The sequence below is a fragment of the Alkaliphilus hydrothermalis genome (assembly GCF_016908555.1).
In the GTDB taxonomy this organism is placed as follows: domain Bacteria; phylum Bacillota; class Clostridia; order Peptostreptococcales; family Natronincolaceae; genus Alkaliphilus; species Alkaliphilus hydrothermalis.
This window is the reverse complement of record NZ_JAFBEE010000001.1, coordinates 231837-248916: the sequence shown is the minus strand read 5'-3', so window position 1 is coordinate 248916 and position 17080 is coordinate 231837. Positions and strand designations below refer to the sequence as shown.

16 protein-coding genes are annotated in these 17080 nt (G+C 37.6%); all 16 read right to left on the bottom strand.

Translation table 11 applies throughout. The features are described 5' to 3' along the window. Positions 1-4: 4 nt before the first annotated feature. Positions 5-493, bottom strand: a complete 489-nt coding sequence (locus JOC73_RS01260; RefSeq protein WP_204400018.1) for a 4Fe-4S binding protein — start codon at positions 491-493, stop codon at positions 5-7. 20 nt (positions 494-513) lie between these two features. Then, positions 514-1620: an NAD(P)/FAD-dependent oxidoreductase gene (locus JOC73_RS01255; protein WP_204400017.1), complete on the bottom strand. Its 1107-nt coding sequence runs from the start codon at positions 1618-1620 to the stop codon at positions 514-516. Continuing rightward, complete coding sequence (locus JOC73_RS01250) at positions 1617-1922, bottom strand: (2Fe-2S)-binding protein (protein WP_204400016.1); 306 nt, start codon at positions 1920-1922, stop codon at positions 1617-1619. Before JOC73_RS01250 ends, JOC73_RS01255 begins: the two co-directional genes overlap by 4 nt. Positions 1923-2103: 181 nt before the next feature. Further along, positions 2104-2319: a hypothetical protein gene (locus tag JOC73_RS01245; protein WP_204400015.1), complete on the bottom strand. Its 216-nt coding sequence runs from the start codon at positions 2317-2319 to the stop codon at positions 2104-2106. Positions 2320-2773: 454 nt separating this feature from the next. Next, entirely contained in the window at positions 2774-4207 is a 1434-nt protein-coding gene (gene purB, locus JOC73_RS01240) for an adenylosuccinate lyase (RefSeq protein ID WP_204400014.1), read from the bottom strand. A gap of 141 nt (positions 4208-4348) precedes the next feature. Further along, positions 4349-5542 (bottom strand): pyridoxal phosphate-dependent aminotransferase, encoded by a 1194-nt coding sequence (locus JOC73_RS01235; RefSeq protein WP_207755025.1) that lies wholly within the window; start codon positions 5540-5542, stop codon positions 4349-4351. 143 nt (positions 5543-5685) lie between these two features. After that, positions 5686-6513, bottom strand: a complete 828-nt coding sequence (locus tag JOC73_RS01230; RefSeq protein ID WP_204400013.1) for a PHP domain-containing protein — start codon at positions 6511-6513, stop codon at positions 5686-5688. Between the two features lie 148 nt (positions 6514-6661). Beyond that, positions 6662-6922: a stage V sporulation protein S gene (spoVS, locus tag JOC73_RS01225; protein WP_204400012.1), complete on the bottom strand. Its 261-nt coding sequence runs from the start codon at positions 6920-6922 to the stop codon at positions 6662-6664. A 202-nt stretch (positions 6923-7124) separates the two neighbouring features. Beyond that, positions 7125-7901: a shikimate kinase gene (locus JOC73_RS01220; RefSeq protein ID WP_204400011.1), complete on the bottom strand. Its 777-nt coding sequence runs from the start codon at positions 7899-7901 to the stop codon at positions 7125-7127. 28 nt (positions 7902-7929) lie between these two features. Next, entirely contained in the window at positions 7930-8775 is an 846-nt protein-coding gene (gene aroE, locus JOC73_RS01215; RefSeq protein ID WP_204400010.1) for a shikimate dehydrogenase, read from the bottom strand. Positions 8776-8865: 90 nt separating this feature from the next. Next, a complete protein-coding gene (aroB, locus tag JOC73_RS01210) occupies positions 8866-9921 on the bottom strand; it encodes a 3-dehydroquinate synthase (RefSeq protein ID WP_204400009.1) in 1056 nt (351 codons plus the stop codon). Continuing rightward, positions 9903-11069 (bottom strand): chorismate synthase, encoded by a 1167-nt coding sequence (gene aroC, locus JOC73_RS01205; RefSeq protein ID WP_204400008.1) that lies wholly within the window; start codon positions 11067-11069, stop codon positions 9903-9905. Before aroC ends, aroB begins: the two co-directional genes overlap by 19 nt. 70 nt (positions 11070-11139) lie before the next feature. Then, positions 11140-12414 carry a 3-phosphoshikimate 1-carboxyvinyltransferase gene (gene aroA, locus JOC73_RS01200; RefSeq protein WP_279381017.1) on the bottom strand — a complete coding sequence of 425 codons (1275 nt, stop codon included), beginning with the start codon at positions 12412-12414 and terminating at the stop codon, positions 11140-11142. Positions 12415-12616: 202 nt separating this feature from the next. After that, a complete protein-coding gene (gene rny / locus JOC73_RS01195; protein ID WP_204400131.1) occupies positions 12617-14158 on the bottom strand; it encodes a ribonuclease Y in 1542 nt (513 codons plus the stop codon). A 487-nt stretch (positions 14159-14645) separates the two neighbouring features. Further along, entirely contained in the window at positions 14646-15686 is a 1041-nt protein-coding gene (recA, locus tag JOC73_RS01190; RefSeq protein WP_334297434.1) for a recombinase RecA, read from the bottom strand. A 118-nt stretch (positions 15687-15804) separates the two neighbouring features. Continuing rightward, positions 15805-17052 carry a competence/damage-inducible protein A gene (locus tag JOC73_RS01185; protein ID WP_204400007.1) on the bottom strand — a complete coding sequence of 416 codons (1248 nt, stop codon included), beginning with the start codon at positions 17050-17052 and terminating at the stop codon, positions 15805-15807. Between the last annotated feature and the right edge of the window lie 28 nt (positions 17053-17080).

Below are 17080 nucleotides of genomic sequence, written 5' to 3'. Positions count from 1 at the left end.
CACCCTATTCCCCCAATCTTATATTTCTCACTATTTTGACGTATTCTTTATCAACTGCCAGTGAAATAATGGGAGTTTTATCCAGAGACTTTCCCCTAAGCACCTTAACCACCTTAACTTCACAGACTACTTTACCTTCTCTATCCAGCCCCTTTACGGTTTCTCCTATCTCTGGTAGCGGTAAGAACTCATAGGGTATTTTTATAAGGGCCTCCTCCTCCGAATAAGTCATATCCACCACCATTATGGATAAACCGGGGCAGTTACTGATACATAAGCCACATCCGTTACATAGGGATTGATCTACTGTCGGTAGATCGTTAATATCTTCAAATTCCTTAATTGCACCAGTCTTACAGGCTGTATAGCATGGATTACATGGTATATTTTGAAAACACTCCATTACCACCACTGGTCCTATTTTTAATCTTTCTTTAGATGGAAAAACTTTTTCTATATCTTCCACTGTTGGTATTCCAGTAACTTCTAACATTTTGCACCCCCCTTTGATCTTTAAGCATCTACCGAAGCCGCTGCCTCATGTTCAATCTGCAATTCAGCTATGCCCTTGCGAATTTTTTCTCCCATCTGACCATGACGCAACGAATCCAGCTGGTTCAGTAAATTTTCCTTTACTTCATTCATATTATATAGCTTATATCCTAAATATGATGCCGCTGACATTCCTGCTAAATATCCCTCCACCATCGCACTACTGGCCTCTTCAACTCCAGATACGTCTCCAGCCACAAATAGACCCTTTACAGAGGTCTGAAGGTTTTCGTCCCTTGTTGGTACGTATCCTCCTAAAGATTCAATGAACTTCATTTGACAACCTGCTTGCCATAAAAGCTCTGATAAAGGAGCTAGCCCTACAGCTATACACATAACATCTACTCCAAATTCTATTTCTGTACCTGGTATTCCATTCCATTGATCATCTAATTGCCACAAAGTAACTTTTTCAAGGACTTCTTTACCGTGGGCAGACTTAATTGTATGTCTAGTAAGGATAGGAACCCCCATTCGTCGAACCTTTGAAGCATGAACTAAATATCCTCCTATTTTGGGGCCTCCTTCAACTATTGCTGCAACTTCAACCCCTGCCTGCATCAATTGATAACTTACGATCAGTCCAATATTTCCTGCTCCCACCATCACTACTCGATTACCAGGTTTGATTCCATATTCATTCATTAATGTTTGAACTGCACCAGCTCCATAAATCCCAGGTAAGTCATTATTGGGAAAAGCTAGGGTTTTCTCGCTGGCTCCAGTAGCAACAATAGTGGCTTTGGGAAGTACTTTTATGTACTCACCCTTATGCTCTAAAGTAACAACACCATCTTCATAAATCCCCATGACAGTTGTACTCTGCATCAAAGTAATTTTTTCAAGGGATGCGATCTTGTCCAACAAAATATTTGATATATCAAATCCTCTTTTTGAAGCGTATTGCTTCTCAGAGCCAAAGAACATATGGGTTTGCTTAATTAACTGCCCACCTAAATGTTGACTTCTTTCTACTAATATAACACTACTTCCCATTTCAGCAGCCTGGATGGCAGCACACAGGCCTGCTGGACCACCGCCAACGACTAAGAGCTCAACTGTCCTCATTTTAGCTCCCCCTTTCCCGATTGTGTATTGACCACCATACCATCAATTAGAGGTTCTACACAAATCCTTACATTGGGTTCTCCATTGACTTCCATGATGCAAGAAGCACAATTTCCAATAGCACAATATAGACCTCTAGGTCGATGTAGATGAATACTGTGGCTTAATGACTTTACCCCAGCCGCATGTAATGCTGCTGCAATCGTTTCTCCCTCATAGCCCTTCATTTGTTTTCCATCAAAGGTAAAGGTTATTTTTTTTCCTCTTTTGAAATCTAAAATTGGATGTTGCTCGATTCTCAAGTAAAACACCTCCTGTTGATATTAAGGGATTTTCCCCTTTATCAGGAGAGAATCCTAGAGCTACATAGATCAAGTCAAGTACACAGATGAAATTATTACACTCTAAGTTATTCGTTAATGTTTTGATAAGCGACACTATTAAGTTTGTTTTAAGCATGTTTCTAAACAAAACAATAATAGATTATAATTTAATAAAAGAAGATCTTGTTTTACCTGTCTCAATATAGTTTCTAAGAATACTCCCACAGTCCATACAGATATCAGCGTAGGTTTGATGACTGGCAAAGTGATCGGTTTTTAGAGTAACCATGCTATTAAAGGGTACGCCATCTCTTATGTTAGTTGAGCTACAAAATATACAGCGTTCTAATACATTTAAGATTGTTGCAGAACTCATCTTCAACCCCTCCTTTTTTATTAAAGAATAAAGCCTTAACAATTAATCATTGGGTCGTCTTAGGATTATGACTTATTAAATATTTAATATTCTGAATATTAAATGTTGAATTCTTCATATTTCATATGCAAAAATATAATTTTCCCAAAATAAATAAAAATTTCCTATATTTATAATATACTATTCCCTCATTAAAGACAATATTCACCAGTAAAATTTCCTTGTTAAAAGTTTATAAAATTTACCAAATTATTCGACATATGAAGGTTAAACTTTTAATATTATTATTTTTATAATTTTCTGTATGTTTAATATATACAAATACTCTGCTAAATGATACACCTTGGATCTATGTAATTCATTTATTACTTTTCGTCTGATGATCCTTTACTTTACCATGTTGTTATCCAAAAAGAAAAAAAGTAGCCCGTAGGCTACTTGGGATTATTGAAATTTAAACCTTTAAATCAACTTCTATTCCGATCAAGTCTCTATTAGCATTTACTATAGGATATATATATTCTTTAAGAAAATCCACAACCTGTTCTGGCGCTCTACCAACAAAATTTCTTGCATCCATCAGCTCGTCTAATTGTTCTTTAGTTAAGTTAAAATCAGCATCCTCTTGAATCCTTTGAATCAAGTCATTTGACTTCCCTTCAATCTTAACTTGTTTTGCTGCCTCCATAGAATGAACTCTTATTTTTTCATGAAGTTCTTGACGATCTCCCCCCTGCTTTACTGCCTCCATTAGGATGTTCTCAGTAGCCATGAAGGGAAGTTCATTGCTGATATGTTGTTGAATCATCTTTTCGTATACCACTAGTCCGTTGCTCACATTGATGGCAATATCTAAAATTGCGTCTGTCGCCATAAAAGCTTCTGGGAGAACAATTCTTCTATTGGCAGAATCATCAAGGGTTCTTTCAAACCATTGGGTAGATACAGTCATTGCTGTATTTTGAGTGGAGGCCATAACATATCTTGCTAAGGAGGCGATTCTCTCACTTCTCATTGGATTTCGCTTATATGCCATTGCAGAAGACCCGATTTGATTTTTCTCAAATGGCTCTTCGATTTCCTTTAGGCTTTGGAGAATTCTTAAATCATTCGTCATCTTATGCAAGCTTTGAGCGATTCCGCTTAATATTGCTAAAACCTCGTTGTCAAGTTTTCTAGAGTAGGTTTGTCCAGTAACAGGGAAGGTCTTATTGAAACCCATTTTATTGGCTACTCGCCCTTCTAGTTCTTTAACTTTTTCATGGTTATTGTTGAATAAATTGTAGAAGCTTGCTTGTGTACCGGTCGTACCTTTAACACCCCTTAGCTTCATTCGGTCCAGTTGATACTCTAGGTTTTCAAAATCCATTAGTAGATCATGCAACCATAGAGTAGCCCGCTTTCCTACTGTTGTCAGCTGTGCAGGTTGAAAATGAGTAAATCCAAGTGTCGGTAAATCCTTGTATTCATCACAGAAATTAGCTAAAACATTGAATAGGTTGACCATTTTTACTTTGATAAGCTTTAGGGCATCCCTCATAACAATTACATCCGTATTATCTCCAACAAACGCACTGGTGGCTCCTAAATGGATAATCCCCTTTGCTTTAGGACATTGTTGTCCATAGGCGAAAACATGGGACATAACATCATGTCTTGTTTCCTTCTCTCTTTGAATGGCTACGTCATAATTGATATGATCTCGGTTTGCCTTCAGTTCCTCAATTTGCTCATCAGTAATATTCAGCCCCATCTCTTTTTGAGATTCCGCTAAAGCGATCCATAATTTTCTCCAAGTAATAAATTTGTTATCTGGTGAAAAAATGTAAGTCATTTCTTTACTAGAATATCTCTCTATTAATGGATTTTGATAGGTTGGTCTACTCATTTTTTCATACTCCTTTCATTATCTACTTTTAGGACTAATCTTCGCCTACTGGCATGTCATTCAAAAAAGAACGAAAGAAAATCAGCATTACCCGATTTCCTTAGGTTCTTTTTATTATCTCAAGAGAAGTAATACCATTATCTAAGCCTTTATAATTGCTTCAATACGGTTCAATCCTTCTTTGATGTTCTCGATTGAGTTAGCATAAGAAAGACGAACAAATCCTTCTATTCCAAAAGCAACTCCTGGAACTAAAGCGACATTTCCTTCCTCTAATATTAAAGAAGCAAAGTCCATTGATCCATTAATCTTTCTACCTTTGATTTCTTTACCCATTAATTGAGTAATGTTCATCATTACATAGAAAGCACCTTTTGGAGTAATACAGGAAATATTGTCTATACTATTGATTCTTTCTACCATGAATTTTCTTCTCTCATCAAATGCCTGTCTCATATCCTCAACAGGTGTCTGATCCCCTAATAACGCTTCAATACTGGCATATTGAGCAATTGTATTTGGATGAGAAGTAGCGTGGCTTTGGTAGTTACCCATGATTTTTGCGATTTGGGAGTTGGACGCTGTGTATCCAATTCTCCATCCTGTCATGGCATATGCCTTAGACATCCCATTAATAATGATGGTTAAGTCTTTAATCTTTTCATTTAAACTGGCAATACTAATATGTTCAGCCCCGTCATAGGCTAATTTTTCATAAATCTCATCTGCTATAATAATAATATTCTTTTCAACTGCCACCTCTGCAATCGCTTCTAACTCTTCTCTAGTATATAGAGAGCCTGTTGGATTTGATGGACTATTTAATAATAGAGCTTTTGTTTTCGGTGTAATAGCAGCTAAAAGATCTTCTTTACGGATTTTGAATTCTGTTGCTTCAGTAGATTCTACAAATACTGGCACCGCATCTGCCATTTTCACCAACTCTACATAGCTTACCCAATATGGAACAGGAACTATAACTTCGTCCCCTGGATTACAAATTGCTTGTAGAGAATTAAACAATGATTGCTTAGCTCCATTTGATACAACAATTTGATCTGGAGTGTACTCTACACCGTTATCTTCCTTAAGCTTTGTACAAATAGCTTCTCTAAATTTTGGTAGACCAGAAGCCGCTGTATATCTAGTGATCCCTTTATCCATAGCTTCGATAGCCGCCTTTTTAATATGATCAGGTGTATTGAAATCTGGCTCACCAACACCAAAACTGATTACATTAATGCCTTCCGCCTGCATTTGCTTAGCCTTTGAATCAATGGCTAATGTTACTGATGCAGCAATTTTTTGATTTTTTTCCGAGAGTTTAATATTCATTTTTTTCCCTCCATGGCATAGTCAATAGTTTTTTTCTAAGTAATATAATTCATTCATTCATATTTTAACAAATTTTTCTTTGTTTTTCTAGGACTCAAGCAAATTAAAATTATTATATTTTCTTTATATTATTCTCGATTATTTTATTTTTGTTCGTGTAACATCACTTCAATATAGTCGGTGGGGACTCTAACACACCCCAAGTCCCCATGATGGGTTTCCCTAGCTGGAGGGTGATGAAAATCTGAACCTCCTGTAATAAACAACCCGTTCTTCTCTGCTAAGCCCATATAATAGTCATATTTTGTATCACTATTATCAGGATGAAAGACTTCAATACCATCTATCCCAGCCTCGATGATTTGTTGTAATGTATGATTGTATCTAATTAGACCAGGATGGGCTACAACTGCATAGCCTCCAACTCGTTTAATTTCCTTTATTGCTTCTGCTGGAGTAATTTTATATCTGGGCACAAAGGCTGGTCCATCCTTATTCAAGTATTTTTCAAAGGCGAGTTTTACATTAGATACATAACCTTTTTCAATCATGACCTTTGCTATATGAGGCCTACCGATATTTCCATCCTCCGTCAGTTTCTTTACTTCTTCAAATGTCATCGTAAAACCTAGGGCATTTAACTTCTTAATAATTTTTATTGCCCTTTCCCTGCGTTCGTTCTTCAACAGATTTAGAAGGTTTAAAAAGTCTTTATCTTTATAATCTATCATGTACCCTAAAATATGAATTTCTTCTCCTTCATGATCGGTGCTCAATTCAATTCCAGGAATTACAAGAAAATCCTCTTTGGAATCTCCATAAGCAATAGCTTCTGCTATACCTGCTACCGTATCATGATCCGTTATAGCTATTCCCTGTAGCTCCTTTTCGATGGCATAGTCAATAATTTCTTTGGGAGACAGTACTCCATCGGAGGCTGTGGTATGGGTGTGCATATCAATATATCTCATACATAATCTCCTTTAAAGGTTAAATAGTATACTTTTTTATTATCCCCAAGCTCCTATGAATCTATAAGAAACTTCCAACTAATTACTTTACTGCCTTTTACAGAAAAAAGTCTGCTATCCTCTAGCAGACTTTGTATCAGTAACTTAATTATCTTGGTTCTACAATTAGCTTAATGGCAGTTCTTTCTTCACCATCAATGATAATATCCGTAAAAGCAGGGACACAGATCAAATCTAATCCACTTGGAGCTACGAAACCTCGTGCGATTGCCACTGCTTTAACTGCTTGATTTAGAGCACCTGCTCCAATAGCTTGGATTTCGGCTGCGCCACGTTCCCTAAGAACTCCAGCTAGTGCTCCTGCTACAGAATTTGGGTTTGATTTTGCTGATACTTTTAATACTTCCATTGTAATGTTGCCCCCTTTTCATGAACTAGCTTAATATATTTTGGATGCACTGTATATTATTCTATGAAAAATCCCAAATACCTTCAATTTTTCAAAAATTCTTTCTAAAATCTATTTTTTTCTAAAAAATACTTTTTTGTTTAAATTTAGCTTTTAGTATCATGCATGTATTGACAAATTAATCAGACTTTTATTCCATCAATTAGTGATTAAGAAGTCTTTTAATTACTTCATCTACAATATCTTGTGGTTTTTTACCATCAGTATCAAAAACATAGTCAGCGGATTTAATATATAGACTTCCCCGTGCATCTAATAAATCTTTAATCTTGACAACAAGGTCTTGAGCTTTTAAGAGGGGGCGAGTATCATCTTCTTTTAGTCGTTCAAGAACTGTCTCTACCTTCGCTTGTAGTAGCAGGAGCTTGCCATTCTTTTTTAGATTCGCAATATTTTCTTGATCCAACACCACTCCTCCCCCACAGGAGATGACGATATTTGCACGAGAACTTACTTCCTCTACGATGGCCTTCTCCACCTTTCGAAAAGCAGCTTCACCTTCTTTTTCAAAGTACTGGGAAATCTTCATGCCCAATCGTTCTTCGATCAATGTATCTAAATCTACAAACTCCATATCTAAACCCTTGGATAAAAGCTTCCCTATTGTAGTTTTTCCCGTCCCCATAAAACCTATTAAGACGATATTAAAGGGGAAGAGGGTTTTAGATTGGATTTTTTTGCTGATGGCAATGATTTGTCGAAATAAGGTTTCTGTTTCTTGTTTAAATTCAGGTTTGTTTAATTTCCCTAATATTCGTTTTATGACTTTTTCTTCCCTACTTCTATCATAAATAGGTAGTCCTGCTTTTCGTTTATATTCCAGAATCTCCATCACTGTTTCTAAACGACCTTCAAAGGCTTTTACCAGTTGTTGATCCCAATGGTCTATTTGGTTTCTTAGTTTGTCTAGTTCTGTCACTCCATAACCACCTCTTAATCATTCCCTATTATTTATTCTTTGTCATAACCGTCAGTACCTTTGATGCAAGAAGATCAGAAATTGAATTCCCCAACCAAATCTCCTCTGCCTTCACAGCCTGATAAAACAACATAGTAAGCCCATTTATCACCCGACAGTTATATTGTTTTGCCACCTTCAGTAGCTTCGTTGGGTTTGGGTTATAAATTAAATCATACACTATCTCTGCCTTTTTTATAATATCCTCTGTTATTGGCATTTGGTCTGCTGTGGCTGACATGCCTACAGGTGTGGTATTTACTATAATTTGGTATGCTCCAGCAATATTCCCCAGGCTTACTACTTTTGACTCTTTACCAGTAGCCTCCATCAGATTTCCCTTTAGGTTTTTGGCTTTTTCCAAGTTTCGATTGGCAATAGTGACATCACAGCCTTTGACCAATAATTCATAGGCAATCACTCTAGCAGCACCACCAGCCCCCAATACCATCACACTTTTATCCTCTAGGGGAATCTTTAAATCCTCTAGGCTCTTCACAAATCCATAGCCATCTGTGTTATATCCCTTGAGCTTTCCATCCTCTATCTTTACAGTATTAACAGCTCCGTAGATTTTAGCCCTTTCATCCAGCTCATCCAAGAGGGGAATGATGGCCTCCTTATGGGGGATGGTGACATTGAAGCCTTTAAAGTTATTTCTAAGCAGACCCATCGATTCCCTTAATTCATTTGATGGGATTCTTAAGGAAATATAGTTGCCGTCTATATCTAATTCTTTAAAAATACGATTATGTATTTCTGGTGATATGCTATGGGAAATAGGATCTCCAATGACTGCATAAAGCTTTGTCTTTCCTGTTATTAGCCGATCCATCTTAAAACCCCCTATTATTTTGTATTCTGATTATCTGAATATCTGAACATCCGAATATGTCTATTTCTAAGCTCCTAAATTCCAAACTCCCTAAATTTCCAATAGTCCCCTTACTTCCTCTTCAGAAAGCAAAACTTCTTTTACCTCTTGTGGATTGGTGGGAAATATAAAGGAGATCCTCTGATTTAGATTCTTTTTATCCCCCTTCATGGCATGTATTAGTTCATCTAGGCGTATATTGATTAATTCCTTCTGAAACCCTTGAAGAAAATCTCGAATTTGGCGGTAATATTCATCGTTAAGTAGCCCCAATTTTTTTGCCATTTTAGCTTCATAATACATCCCTATAAGGACCGCTTCCCCATGGGTATATTCCCCATACTGGGTGATGGCCTCGAGGGCATGTCCAAAGGTATGACCAAAGTTCAAGATCTTCCGAAGTCCCTTCTCCTTCTCATCCTTTGAAACGATTTCGGCTTTAATCTGACAGCACCGATAAATAATATACTTAAGGGTATCATGGTCTAGTGCCAAAAGTTGATTGTCGTTTTTTCTTACATAATTGAAAAAGTTATAATCGTAGATTATTCCATACTTTATGACCTCCCCTACTCCACTAAGGATTTCTTTTGGAGATAAGGTCTTTAAAGTTTCAGTATCAATAATCACTTTCTGGGGTTGATAAAAACTTCCCACAAGATTTTTCCCTTGGGGCATATTAACCCCTGTTTTACCCCCTACACTGCTGTCCACCTGAGCCAGTAGGGTGGTGGGAACTTGAAGAAAATCAATACCCCTCATGTAGATGGAGGCACAAAATCCTGCTATATCCCCCACTACACCCCCTCCTAAAGCGATAATCTTAGAATGCCTAGTGAATTGATGGTCCAACATAAAATTGATAATATGAGTAACCGTATCAATATTTTTACTTCCTTCTCCCGAAGGAAAGACATATTTGTGGATGCTAAAATCTTTTTTTAGTATCTGGTGGATTTTTACTCCATATAGTTCGTCCACTACATCATCGGTAATAATAAGCCACTGATCTGCCTCCCCCATAGCATCCTTCAAGTCACCAAGGAGTCCTTCTCCGATTTCAATCCAATAACTATTTTTGCCTAAATCTATATATAGTCTTTCCATCGCTTCATAATCTCCTCTAAAGAATCTCCACCGAACTTTCGCATGAATTCCTCTCCGATGACGGATATTGCCACCATTTCTCCAACAATAGAAGCAGCAGGAACAGCACAGGTATCACTTCTTTCCACCGTCGCCATTTCTACTTCCTTAGTATGGATATTCACAGTACGCAAAGGTTTATATAGGGTAGGTATCGGCTTCATTCCACAACGAAGGATAATAGTCTCTCCATTGGACATTCCTCCCTCAATGCCACCTGCAAAGTTGGTTTTTCTGTGATAACCCTGTCCTTCTTGGTGGTAAATCTCATCATGGACCTGGGAACCTGGTTTTGTAGTGTTGGTAAATCCTTCACCAATCTCCACCCCTTTGATTCCCTGTATACTCATCAAGGCATAGGATAATTTGGCATCTAGTTTTCGGTCCCACTGGACATAACTCCCCAGCCCAACTGGTACGCCAGTGATATGAACTTCAAAGACCCCGCCTAGGGAATCTCCATCTGCCTTTGCTTCATCAATAGCTTGAATCATGGCTGCTTCTGTTTCTTGGTCTATACACCTCACTGGGGACTCATCAGCTTTTTTAATTAATTTTACTAGGTCATCTGAATTTTGGGTATCGAAAAACATGTTAGAATTCTTATTTAGTTGCACATCCCCTATAGAGACAACATGACTATAGACTTCTATATTAAAACACTTCAAAAATTGCTTAACGATACTCCCCGCCGCAGTTCTAACGGCAGTTTCTCTGGCACTACTCCGCTCCAATACATTTCTAATATCATCAAAATTGTATTTCATCTGACCAGTCAAATCTGCATGTCCAGGTCTAGGTCTTGTCACCCGTCGTTCTTCTTTATTTTCTTGAAAGGGGTCCATATGCTCCCGCCAATTATCGTAGTCTCTGTTGTTAATGACAAAGGATATGGGGCTACCTAAAGTCTTCCCACCCCTAATTCCCGACATCACCTCTATTTGGTCCTTTTCAATCTTCATTCGTCCACCACGTCCATATCCCTGTTGACGTCTTCTAAGGTCTTGATTTATCAATTCTAGCTTTAGGGGGACATTTGATGGGAGTCCTTCTATAACTCCTACCAATCCTCTTCCGTGGGATTCTCCTGCTGTCAGTATCCGTAGCATCTTTTTGCCTCCTTTGTTGCTATTTTAATTTTCAATCCTTCTCACATTATTAATGAGCTTGATATGTTGCTTAAAATATTATTTTCCTAAGTGTCTCTTCAAAATTAGGAAAGGATACTGCTATACATTCACTATTTTCAATCTTAACAGGTCCCTCTGAAAATAATCCACAAATAGCCAATGCCATGGCAATACGGTGATCTCCATAACTATTGACGGTTCCACCTTTGATGATATTAGGACCATGAATCATCATACCATCGGAAAGTTCTTCTATTTTTATTCCTAGCTTTGTAAGTTCCTCCACTACAGTTAAGATCCGATTGGATTCCTTATGCTTCAATTCCTCTGCCCCTGTAATCAAGGTTGTACCCTCAGCCAAAGCCGCTGCCACAACGATTATTGGAATTTCATCAATTAACCTTGGGATGATTTCTCCACCTATGGTAGCTCCCTTGAGTTTTCCACCTTTTATAATAATATCGCCTATTTCCTCACCACCACTGGTGTTCAGGTTCTCCAATTTTATGTCAGCCCCCATCTCCTTCAATACATCTATGATTCCTGTTCTAGTAGGGTTTAGTCCAACATTTTTAATTCTTAGATGGGAATTTTCTTTTGCAGCTGCCGCCACCATAAAGAAGGCAGCAGAGGATATGTCCCCAGGGACTCGTACTGTCTGTCCATAAAGCTCTTGCTTTTCAACAGTTATTTTATTTCCTTCCCTTTTGATATTTCCCCCAAAGGCTTTAACCATTCTTTCGGTATGATCCCTAGAGGGGACAGGCTCTTCTATAGTTGTCGTTCCATCTGCATAGAGGCCTGCCAGAATGACAGCTGACTTTACTTGGGCACTGGCAACGGGAAGTCGATATTCTATACCCTTTAGATTTCCTCCCCGTATCACTAGAGGTGCCGATTTCCCATTACATCTTCCATCTATTTTTGCCCCCATTTCCTTAAGGGGTGATGCTATACGGGCCATAGGCCTACTTCTTAAGGAATCATCCCCCGTCATAATACTGAGGAAATCTTGCCCTGCCAAGATGCCTGACATCAACCTCATGGTGGTACCTGAGTTTCCTGCATTTAGTATATCTTTAGGCTCCTGTAAGCCATTAATCCCTTTTCCCTCCACGATGATTTCATCCCCATTGTCGGTTATTTGGACTCCTAATCCTCGAAAACATTCGATGGTACTAAGACAGTCCTCTCCCCTAAGAAAGCCAGTGATAACACTTTTCCCTTGGCTAATACTAGCCAACATAATGGATCTATGGGATATTGATTTATCTCCAGGCACAGTCATGTTCCCTTGTAGGCAATGTACTTTCCTTGTAATCAAAATATTTCACTCCTTTGTTTTAAACTGCTAATAACCAAATTATGAAGATAGTATGTTGTTTTATAAGCTATCTATTTTTCCTGTTAGTATTATTATTGGAATAAAAGCTATTTCTTATCGTTATTATTTCTATACTTACCATAAAACCCCTCTATTTATATGTTTTTTTACAAAAATAAAAAACTGCTTCCGCAGTTTTTCATTATTTAGCATATTCGATTGCTCTTGTTTCTCTAATTACATTTACTTTGATCTGACCTGGGTATTCCAAGTCAGCTTCTATTGTCTTTGTAATGTTTCTTGCTAATAGGATGATTTCATCATCTGTGTAAACCTCAGGTTTAACTAAGATTCGAATCTCTCTACCAGCTTGAATAGCAAAGGATTTTTCAACACCTTCAAAATTGTTGGCGATATCTTCTAATTTTTCTAGGCGTTTAATGTATGATTCTAATGTCTCTCTTCTTGCGCCTGGTCTAGCTGCTGATATTGCGTCAGCGGCAGTTACCAACACTGCTTCAATTGTCTGTGGTTCATAATCTCCATGATGGGTAGACATTGCATGGATTACTTCCTTAGACTCTTTGTACTTTCTAAGTAGCTCCATACCGATTTCCACATGGGTTCCCTCTACTTCATGGTCCACGGCTTTTCCTAGGTCATGTAGTAATCCTGCTCGCTTTGCAATCTTGACATCAACACCAAGCTCTGCTGCCATAATTCCAGCTAAATAGGATACTTCAATAGAGTGCTTCAATACATTTTGTCCATAACTTGTACGATATTTTAATCTTCCAAGTAGTTTTATGATTTCTGGATGCAAACCATGTACTCCAGCATCGAAGGTAGCTTGTTCTCCCTCTTCTTTGATAATGTTTTCAACTTCTTTTTTGGCCTTTTCAACCATTTCTTCGATTCTAGCAGGGTGAATTCTTCCATCTAAAATTAGCTTTTCTAAAGCTATTCTAGCAATTTCTCTTCGGATAGGATCAAATCCTGATAAAATTACTGCTTCAGGTGTATCGTCGATAATTAGGTCAATTCCTGTTAAGGTTTCTAAGGTTCTAATGTTTCTTCCTTCTCTACCTATAATTCTACCTTTCATTTCATCATTGGGCAGTGAAACCACTGTAACTGTTGTTTCAGCGACGTGATCAGCAGCACACTTTTGAATAGCGTAAGTAATAATCTCCCTAGCCCTTTTTTCAGCTTCATCTTTAGCTTTAGATTCAATATCTTTAATTAACATTGCGGTTTCATACTTGACTTCCTTCTCAATATCACTTAACAGAAGTTGTCTAGCTTCCTCTGATGTTAAACCAGATAATTCTTCTAGCTTCTGGACTTCTTGGTCATAAAGTTGTTGAATTTCTTGACGCTTGTCTTCAACATCTTTGATTTTTTTGTTTAACTTATCATCCTTTTGCTCTAAGCTATCAGCTTTCTTATCTAAAACTTCTTCTTTTTGAATTAATCTTCTTTCAATCTTCTGTAGCTCATTTCGCCTTTCTCTGCTCTCTCTTTCAAATTCATTACGAAGCTTGTGGACTTCCTCTTTTGCTTCTAATAAAACTTCTTTTTTTGTAGTTTCAACATCTTTTTCTGCATCATCTACGATTTTTTTCGCAAGTTCCTCAGCACCACCAATTTTCTTCTCCGCAATATTTTTACGAACTAAATAGCCGATAAGGCATCCTACTACAGCCGCAACTAAAATGAGTAATATACTAGTAATGTTATTGATACGTGGACACCTCCTTTATTAAGTTTTCAGTTCTTCAGTTAAAGCAATTACTATCAACATACAAAAGGTAGAAATGTATGTAACTATAGTAATAGTTAATGGTCAAATAAAATGACACACCTTGATTTGTATTAATTGTATATCTTTTTTTATTTCATGTCAAGTTGCATTAGATCCACCAGTTTACTACCTGAAACCTATTTTAATTTTTGACACATATTGATAGATTATACCCCTTCTGAAATTTGTTGCAATTAGTAGATTTTAGGAATTTATTTTTAAAACATTTGTATTTTTATGCATATATTTTTATAAAAATTCTTTATATGTATTTTAATCTTTAAGAAATAGGGGTTATTTTTGTTTATCCCTATAGCGATAAATAAAAATAACCTAAAGATTTTGGAACAACCTAAATACCCTATAGGATATCTCCCATAGGGTATTAGATCTATTTAAGGATTCTTAAGACTTTTAATTTTTATTATTATTCTGAATCCGCAGCTGTTTCCTCTTGAGCTACTATAATATTGCTTCCTTTAGCTGCTTCAAGTCCAAAATGCCCTCTGATTTGATTTTCCACCTCTAGATAGATATCTGGATTATCCTTTAGGAATTGCTTAGCATTTTCTCTACCTTGACCTAAACGATGATCTCCGTAGCTATACCAAGCTCCTGATTTCTTAACGATATCAAGATTCGCTGCGCAATCCAATACATCACCAGTTTTGGAAATTCCTTCTCCATACATAATATCAAACTCTGCTTGCTTGAAGGGTGGTGCTACTTTATTTTTAACGACTTTTACTCTTGTACGGTTCCCGATAATATCATTTCCTTGCTTAATCACATCAATCTTTCTAACATCAAGTCGAACAGATGCATAGAACTTAAGGGCCTTACCACCAGTGGTTACTTCAGGATTTCCAAACATAACCCCAACCTTTTCCCTCAACTGATTAATGAAAATAGCAGTTGTATTGGATTTATTAACGGCCCCTGCTAATTTTCTTAGGGCCTGAGACATTAATCTTGCTTGAAGACCTACGTGGGAATCACCCATTTCACCTTCGATTTCTGCCTTTGGTACTAATGCTGCCACCGAGTCAACTACAATTACATCAATTGCTCCACTACGAACTAATGCTTCGGCTATTTCTAATGCCTGTTCCCCTGTATCCGGTTGAGAAACAATTAGGTCTTCAATATTTACCCCTAGCTTTTTGGCATAAGAAGGGTCTAAGGCATGTTCTGCATCGATAAAGGCAGCAGTTCCGCCATTACGCTGAGCCTCAGCAATAATATGTAGTGTAACTGTTGTCTTACCAGAAGATTCGGGTCCATAGATTTCAACAATTCTTCCTCTAGGTACTCCGCCAATTCCTAATGCTATATCTAACTCAATTGAACCAGTTGAAATTGATTCTAAGTTTAACTTAGCATCTGCCCCCAGTTTCATAATTGAACCTTTTCCAAATTGCTTTTCTATTTGACCTAAGGCCATCTCCAACGCTTTCTTCTTCTCCATCATCTCTTCCCACCAGACTTTGTCTGGTTTCACCTACCTTTCATCGTCTCACGAACAAGTGTTCTATAAATATTATAACCTACATTTTCATGTAGGTCAAATAGTAATTTAAAATTTTTTATAGATTTCGGGCATCTGCTTTTAATGCCTTCCGAAGCAGATTCATTGCCGTTAGTACAGCAAGGTTTTGTACTCTTCCACGGTTACCTGTAAAATTAAATTGATGTACTTCATAATCTTCTAATACATTGACTCCGATATATACTAGTCCCACTGGCTTTTGCTCTGTCGCTCCTCCTGGCCCTGCAATTCCTGTAATTGATATACAGCAATCAGTTTCCAGTTTCTCCTTTAAGCCCTTAATCATGGCTAAGGCTGTCTCTTCACTGACTGCTCCATAGGTCTTGAGGGTTTCTTCTGGTACCCCTAAGACCTTTACTTTAGATTCATTGCTATAGGTTACAAAGCCCCCTTCAAAAACTGAGGAAATCCCCGGTAAAGCCGTTAGTTTTGATGCCAACTGACCTCCTGTGCAGGACTCTGCCACGCTTAGGGTCATTTGCTTCTCCAGTAGTTGTTTTTGAAGAATTTCTTCTAATGTGATCTTATCTTCACTAAAGATATATTGACCTACTTTTTCCTCAATCTCTTTTAATACAGGAGCTAATCGTTCCTGGCACTCTTCTTCTGTTGCCCCACTGGAGGTTACAACAAGGGAAACACTTCCATATCCTGCATAGGTGGCTAGTGTAGGATTATCCTGCTTCGTCATTAACTCCCCTAAAGTATCCTCTAGGGAGGATTCGCCAATCCCAACAAAGTTTAGCTGTCTTTTCACAAACACCAGTGGACTCATTTCTTGGATTATTGGCATCACTTGTTCTTGAAACATAGGTTTCATTTCTCTAGGGGGTCCTGGCAGAACAACAATCATCTTATCATTGACCGTGGTGATAAAACCTGAGGCTGTTCCATTGTTATTCTTAAGCACTTTAGAACCCTTTGGAAAATAAACCTGGCGATAGTTATTCTTAGTAAAATTTCGATTAAAACTTGACATTAGTTGGACCAAATGTTCTTTAGCCTCTTCATTAATCTCCAATGGCAATCCTGTTAGTTCCGCCACTGCTTCACGGGTAATGTCGTCAAGAGTAGGCCCTAGCCCTCCTGTCACCACAACGATATCGGAGGCTTTTAGGGCAATTTCCATCAATGGAACCATTTGTTTTAGGTTATCCTCCACAATCAGCTTATGATGGGTATAAATTCCGTATTGTCTCATTTCATCTGCAAGAAAATAAGAATTTGATTCCGTTGTCTTTCCGATTAAAAGCTCTGTCCCAACACATACAATCGAAGCCTTCATGCTTATTCTCCTTTATCAATAAAAATCA

What these genes read in the sequence shown, in the direction of transcription:
- purB (WP_204400014.1), bottom strand. Translation starts at nt 4,207, where the DNA reads ATGAGTAGACCAACCTATCAAAATCCATTAATAGAGAGATATTCTAGT.
- JOC73_RS01235 (WP_207755025.1), bottom strand. Translation starts at nt 5,542, where the DNA reads ATGAATATTAAACTCTCGGAAAAAAATCAAAAAATTGCTGCATCAGTA.
- JOC73_RS01245 (WP_204400015.1), bottom strand. Translation starts at nt 2,319, where the DNA reads ATGAGTTCTGCAACAATCTTAAATGTATTAGAACGCTGTATATTTTGT.
- aroB (WP_204400009.1), bottom strand. Translation starts at nt 9,921, where the DNA reads ATGGAAAGACTATATATAGATTTAGGCAAAAATAGTTATTGGATTGAA.
- spoVS (WP_204400012.1), bottom strand. Translation starts at nt 6,922, where the DNA reads ATGGAAGTATTAAAAGTATCAGCAAAATCAAACCCAAATTCTGTAGCA.
- JOC73_RS01260 (WP_204400018.1), bottom strand. Translation starts at nt 493, where the DNA reads ATGTTAGAAGTTACTGGAATACCAACAGTGGAAGATATAGAAAAAGTT.
- aroC (WP_204400008.1), bottom strand. Translation starts at nt 11,069, where the DNA reads ATGCTACGGATACTGACAGCAGGAGAATCCCACGGAAGAGGATTGGTA.
- JOC73_RS01185 (WP_204400007.1), bottom strand. Translation starts at nt 17,052, where the DNA reads ATGAAGGCTTCGATTGTATGTGTTGGGACAGAGCTTTTAATCGGAAAG.
- recA (WP_334297434.1), bottom strand. Translation starts at nt 15,686, where the DNA reads ATGGAGAAGAAGAAAGCGTTGGAGATGGCCTTAGGTCAAATAGAAAAG.
- aroE (WP_204400010.1), bottom strand. Translation starts at nt 8,775, where the DNA reads ATGGATCGGCTAATAACAGGAAAGACAAAGCTTTATGCAGTCATTGGA.
- JOC73_RS01230 (WP_204400013.1), bottom strand. Translation starts at nt 6,513, where the DNA reads ATGAGATATATTGATATGCACACCCATACCACAGCCTCCGATGGAGTA.
- JOC73_RS01255 (WP_204400017.1), bottom strand. Translation starts at nt 1,620, where the DNA reads ATGAGGACAGTTGAGCTCTTAGTCGTTGGCGGTGGTCCAGCAGGCCTG.